This is a genomic window from Chitinophaga sp. (assembly GCF_036569125.1).
Classification (GTDB): Bacteria; Bacteroidota; Bacteroidia; order Chitinophagales; family Chitinophagaceae; genus Chitinophaga.
The window spans coordinates 1-5,116 of record NZ_DATCRF010000197.1 but is presented as its reverse complement, the minus strand read 5'-3'; the positions used below and the strand labels follow the sequence as shown (position 1 = coordinate 5,116).

The 5,116-nt window shown below is 48.8% G+C and carries 6 protein-coding genes; 3 read left to right on the top strand and 3 right to left on the bottom strand.

The annotated features are described in order from the left end of the window. From VIM87_RS07140 to VIM87_RS07130, 3 genes are all read right to left on the bottom strand, one after another. Positions 1-208, bottom strand: a 208-nt coding sequence (locus VIM87_RS07140) for a hypothetical protein (protein ID WP_331996314.1), incomplete at its 3' end; no start/stop codon positions are given. Positions 209-243: 35 nt separating this feature from the next. Next, complete coding sequence (locus VIM87_RS07135; protein ID WP_331996313.1) at positions 244-1,749, bottom strand: hypothetical protein; 1,506 nt, start codon at positions 1,747-1,749, stop codon at positions 244-246. A gap of 120 nt (positions 1,750-1,869) precedes the next feature. Continuing rightward, positions 1,870-1,950: a four-helix bundle copper-binding protein gene (locus tag VIM87_RS07130; RefSeq protein WP_331996315.1), complete on the bottom strand. Its 81-nt coding sequence runs from the start codon at positions 1,948-1,950 to the stop codon at positions 1,870-1,872. A 498-nt stretch (positions 1,951-2,448) separates the two neighbouring features. On the opposite strand from VIM87_RS07130, the gene VIM87_RS07125 reads away from it, so the two are divergent. The 3 genes from VIM87_RS07125 to VIM87_RS07115 all read left to right on the top strand — a co-directional run. Next, the gene (locus VIM87_RS07125; protein ID WP_331996312.1) at positions 2,449-3,036 is read left to right on the top strand and encodes an RNA polymerase sigma-70 factor; all 588 of its coding nucleotides are present in this window, start codon (positions 2,449-2,451) and stop codon (positions 3,034-3,036) included. Positions 3,037-3,175: 139 nt separating this feature from the next. Further along, positions 3,176-4,393: a FecR family protein gene (locus VIM87_RS07120; RefSeq protein WP_331996311.1), complete on the top strand. Its 1,218-nt coding sequence runs from the start codon at positions 3,176-3,178 to the stop codon at positions 4,391-4,393. A gap of 277 nt (positions 4,394-4,670) precedes the next feature. Beyond that, on the top strand, positions 4,671-5,116 hold a 446-nt coding region (locus tag VIM87_RS07115), incomplete at its 3' end, for an STN and carboxypeptidase regulatory-like domain-containing protein (protein WP_331996310.1).

Here is a 5,116-nt window from a genome sequence, read left to right as displayed (position 1 = left end):
GGTAGGGTTGTATCGATCGGCTCCAAACATCGTCAAATGCAGCTTTCTCTATTTCAGTAATAGCATCGATATGATCTTTAAAGCTACCTTTCGGCAAAAAAAAGATCTCATGCTCAACCTGCAGGCTGGTATTAATTAATCCCTCCCCAACCTCGTAAACGGCCCTCAAGCAATACAACGCTTCATCCAGCTCAACATAACAAAACACGTCCTCATCAGCATATTTAAAATATCTATTCATCATTACCTCTCCCTCACCCTATACAAATACAGATCCCCATACTTCTCTATCGCTCCCTCCCTTTTATCTATCAGCTCCAGCTTAAAACAATCCACAAACTGCGGATCCAGCTTGCGCAGCGCCTCCGGCGAATAAATGGTCATAAAATACACATACCGCAAATTATTAACCGCCATATACTTCATCATACCGTCATAATGCGTGCTTTCACCATTAATAACAGTCTTAAACACATCCGCCTTCCACTTCAAAAAAGTTACCTCCTGGCCCAGGTCCACGCAATAAAAAGGTTTATCTACAAAAGCGGATAATACATTCAAACACCAGTAGTCCGTAACTATTTTATCACTGGGCGGCACTTCCGAAAATAACCCATGTGCTCTGTAAGCATTTGAAAAAGGATAACGGATATCTTTTGTAACAGCGATCGCACCACCGGCCAGCTGCAATGCCAATAAAATACCTGCCAATCTACGCGCCCCGAGAGTGGTAGGCGTTTCACTGGCATATAACCAATACGCCACAATAAACCCTATATAAATAAACCCTACGTAACGTGCGCTGGTTAAAGGAAAAATAGCAGCAGTAGCAAAGGTGAGCAATAAATTTACCCCAAACAGGAGCAGGCTTTTCTTGTTACCACGGAGTATAAAAAACACCAGCACCAGTAACCCTAAAGATAAAATTGGGTTAACGATCTTTAACACCGGGAACTGCCGCTGTGCGTCTATCAGGAATTGCGTATTCCAGAAATGGTCGTCCCACCATACAGGTATGGGCATCAGCGCCCGCAATGGCGCCAGTACAATAGTGGCTGCCTGCTGTTTCAGCTGCCATTTGTTGCTAAAGAATTGCGGGTTTAACACACTGTCTGATGGTGGAAAAACAAAGCTTAGCGCCGGGATGACCAGCAATATCCCCAGCAAACCATGTAATACCACTAAACCGGCTTTCTCCTTTTGTTCTGCGCGGTATATTAAGAAGTACAGGTGCAGGCTGCCGGCCAGGAATATGCCCAGCAAATGGGTATTGGTTAATAAGAACAGCAGCAGGTAATACACTAACAGTTTACCACGGAACTGCCGGTGTATGATCATGCAAATGCAAAAAGCCAGCAGCAGGCCAATGGCATAGTTCCGGCTTAAGAGGGTGAACTCAAACAGTAAGTAATAGCCAAATGGTATCCATATCCGGCTTGCAACAGGCATATCAGAATGCAGCAGCAATATATAAACAGCTACTATAGCAATACACAGGTGTACCGCCTGTATGCCGCCCAGGTTATGGGTGAACTTTGAGATAGTAAAAAGGATCAGGTACCATAAAGGCGGATGCCCTTCATAACGGATATTGCTGAGCAGCTCCCACACATTTCTACTGGCTTTGGCAATGTTCCAGCTGTGGTATTCATCGCCCCACAGCTCGTGGCGGTACATAGCAAAGCAGAACAACATTACGTATATAATAAATACGGCCCAAAGCAATGGTTTGGAGGATGTGGATCTCATTTGGGTGGTTTGCTTGATGTAATTCTACCCAAAAGAAAATATTATTTCCGGCATTAACAAACAAACCTCGACGAACAAAAAAAGCGGAGCCCCTGCCCCGCTTTAATAAAATAACTTCCATTAATGCCCCACAGCCGCCATCTCCTCACAGGCAGTTGCACATTTTCTACACATGTCGGCACACCTTCTACAATGTTCCATGCCGTGCTGAGCATGCTTTTCACACTCATCCGCGCAGGCATTACAAATGTCGGTACATATGCGGCATAGCTGATCGCTGAACCGGCCCTCCATGCTCATTACAGTGGCAGCGGCATTACAGATCACGGCACACTCAAGGTCAAGCTGGATACAGGTCTTCAGCATTTCCACATCCTTTTCGTTCAAACAGGCCACAGCGCATTGGTGGCAGGCGGTAGCACAAGCCTGGCAGGCTTCCAGACATTGTTGATACTGTTGATTGGTCATAAGAAATGTATTACAGGTTAAACAATCGTATTTGCTATTATGCCGCAATATCGCGGCCAATTATAGTGCGGAGTTCCCTTGTGCTCCTGACTGCCCCGCGCTTCCCACTCCCCTGCCACCCGATACAAAAAACCAGTTTCCTCCAGAGCAAAAAAGCAGATCAGCAAGTAAAATCCTAACCAAAAATTAAATTTTCCTACTTTTAGCGCAAGGCGTCTCAATGGTATGCACATGCAGTATAATGATAAGGAACTATTCCAGCTGATCTCGGAAGGCAACGAATCCGCTTTCCGGCTGCTCTTTCGCCGGTATGTTCCCGAGCTGCGCCCCCTCATCCTCCACCTTACCAAAGCCCCCGCCATTACAGACGATATTATCCAGGAAACCTTTCTGCGCATCTGGATCAGCCGCGATAAGCTGCTTGAAATAGAAAACCCGCACTCCTGGCTGCTGCGTATTGTTTTTCATCAGTCCTTCTCCTACCTGCGCAAACAGGCCGTGCATCATAAAGTAATGGATGCCATCAGCACCCACGCCGCGGCAGAGGAGCACATCAGCACTACAGAGGAAAGCATCATCTACCATTCCATGCTCAAACAGGTAAGCATGGCCGCTGCACAGCTACCGCCGCAGGCTAAACGTATTTACCTGCTAAGCCGGGATAAGGGCCTGAAAATACCGGAGATAGCGCAGGAGCTGTCCATTTCCCCCAATACCGTTAAAAACTCCCTGGTAAGGTCCTTACAGTTTATCCGAAAACAGCTGGAGCTGTCCGGCTACCTTTTTCCCACCCTTATAATATGGCTGCTCACCGCCTGAAAAAAAATTTTCTTTTCCATAGGTCCTGATTGTTTACTTACGCGTCTGTTAGTATAAGGGGACTTTCTGCCTTGTCAGAAAGATTTAAGAGTTCTACGTTTATGAGATTGCCACGTTTAACATTTAAACAACCAACAAATTGTCTATCCAAGACCGTTTAGCATACCTGTTGCAACAGGCTGTGCGCCAGACCGCTACCGTTGCAGAGCTACAGGAATTATCAGACCTGGTTCAGGCCGACCAAAGCGGCGATACCGCCCGCCTGGTGGAAAAACTGCTGCGTAAAGATCTTCCACCGGAAACAGCAGAATATGATGAAGCCTATTGGGACCAGGTAGCCAGCAATATCCTGGCAGCTGACCGACCAGAGGAAGACAACGTAATACCACTGCCACAGCGCCGGCGCGGATGGATGGCAGCAGCCGTTATAACCGGCGCCCTACTGCTCTCCGGAGGGGCGTACTGGTTATTGCAAAAGCCCGCTCCTGCCCCGCTGGCCGCCGTTACGCCACAACCTGCCCATGATGTAGCCCCCGGTGGCAACAAAGCAGTGCTGATCCTGGCAGATGGTACCCAGGTGCCGCTGGATAGCACCGCCAATGGCCTGCTGGCGCAACAAGGCAATACAAAGGTTTCCAAACCCGGCGCAGGCCAGCTCACCTACACACAGCAAACAGCAGGCAGCACCGCGCTTATGCAATACAATACCCTGCGAACACCGCGCGGCGGCCAGTTCCAGGTAACCTTGCCGGATGGCACCAAAGTATGGCTCAATGCTGCCAGCACCTTAAAATATCCCACCGCATTTACCGGTGCTAACCGGCAGGTTGAGCTGAACGGCGAAGCCTATTTTGAAGTGGCCGCCAATGCCGCCCGGCCTTTCCGGGTAAATGTGCTTACCCATACCGGCGGCAGCCCGGATAGTATGCAGGTAGCCGTGCTGGGTACCCATTTCAATATTATGGCTTATGAAGATGAGCAGCAGGTAAGAACCACCCTGCTCGAAGGCGCCGTACGCGTAAACAGCCATGGCAGCAGCAAGCAGCTGCGTCCCGGCCAGGGCGCCAGCCTGGATAAGCAGCAACGCACACTCACCTTACAGGACAATATAAATACAGAAGAAGCAGTAGCCTGGAAGAATGGCTTTATACAGCTGGAAGGCAACGACATCACCTCCGCCATGCGGCTCATAGCCCGCTGGTACGATGTGGAGGTAGTGTACAAAGCGCCCGTGGCTGCGCACTTCCGGGGCATTATCCCCAGGAATGTGCCCGTATCACAGGTATTAAAAATGATGGAGCTAACCGGCGAAGTACACTTTGAAATAAAAGGAAAACAACTGATCGTATCACCTTAATCTAATCTATGCCACTTAAAAAATGCTACGTTAAAAAACTGAACACATGAGTCCTTAATGTTTATTCCTACACCCATTTAGTAAAGGCAAAAAAACCGGGAGCGTTCGCGGCGCCCCCGGTCAATTCAGGCCTGTAATTACAATCGCTTACGGCAATTTTCATTATCAACCCAAACCATACAAATGTATGCAATTGACGCTTTTTTCCCAAAGCGGGCTAAGAAGGCTCGCGTGGGGCAAAACATTTCCACGATTATTAGTAAAAACATTCCTGATCATGAAATTAACGGTGCTTTTGATGACCATCACCCTGCTGCAGGTACACGCGGCCGGGTATGCACAAACAGTTACCCTTTCGCAACGGAATATTTCCCTGGACCAGGCGTTTAAAGAGATCCGCAAGCAAACCGGCTACGCCTTCCTGTATACGGATGAGCAGCTGCAGCAGCTACCGAAAGTAAGCCTGGAGCTGAAGAACGCCTCCCTGCAAACCACGCTGGATGCCTGCTTTCAGGGGCAGCCGCTTACCTACAGCATCTCCGGTAAGGTGATCATTATTAAACGCAAAGCGCTGCAGGCGCCGGCTGAAATGGCGCCACCCGACCAGGAAATAAAAGGCCGCATCACCAATGAAAAAGGTGAGCCGCTGCCCGGCGTAACCGTACAGCTGAAAGGCACCACCCGCGGCGTGGTAACCAATGAAAATGGTGAATACACCATCAC

Coding starts and splice junctions, on each gene's coding strand:
- VIM87_RS07135 (WP_331996313.1), bottom strand. CDS start 1,749: ATGAGATCCACATCCTCCAAACCATTGCTTTGGGCCGTATTTATTATA.
- VIM87_RS07130 (WP_331996315.1), bottom strand. CDS start 1,950: ATGGAACATTGTAGAAGGTGTGCCGACATGTGTAGAAAATGTGCAACT.
- VIM87_RS07125 (WP_331996312.1), top strand. CDS start 2,449: ATGCAGTATAATGATAAGGAACTATTCCAGCTGATCTCGGAAGGCAAC.